The organism is Vibrio sp. 1401 (assembly GCF_033340295.1).
In genome coordinates this window covers 1-505 of sequence record NZ_JAWOWF010000891.1, presented here as the reverse complement: position 1 = coordinate 505, position 505 = coordinate 1, and the positions used below count along the sequence as shown (strand labels likewise).

Here is a 505-nt window from a genome sequence, read left to right as displayed (position 1 = left end):
GACCCGCGACAGGGTGAATACCAAAACGAACTTCAATACCTTGTGAACGAAGTGCATCAGTAATTTCATGCACCGGGTACTGCGCTTGCGCTACTGCCATGCCGTATCCCGGAGTGATGATTACTGACTTCGAGTTTTTCAGCATTTCAGCCACTTCTTCAGCAGTGGTTTCACGGTGTTCGCCCTGCTCTTCATCACTTGAAATGATAATCTCTTGACCAAAACCACCGGCAATAACACTGATAAACGAGCGGTTCATCGCTTTACACATGATGTATGACAGAATTGCACCTGAAGAACCAACCAAAGCACCTGTTACGATCAATAGGTCGTTTGCAAGCATGAAACCTGCTGCTGCCGCTGCCCAACCTGAGTACGAGTTAAGCATAGAAACAACAACTGGCATATCCGCGCCACCAATGGATGCGACTAAGTGGTAACCAAATGCGAACGCAATTAACGTCATCACGATAAGCGCGAACATGCTGCCATCTGCTTTTACGAA

At 47.3% G+C, this 505-nt stretch carries 1 protein-coding gene; it reads right to left on the bottom strand.

The window, feature by feature from the left end:
* Positions 1 to 505: NAD(P)(+) transhydrogenase (Re/Si-specific) subunit beta (locus tag R7Z77_RS28745; protein ID WP_318137484.1), on the bottom strand; the 505-nt coding region annotated here is incomplete at both ends.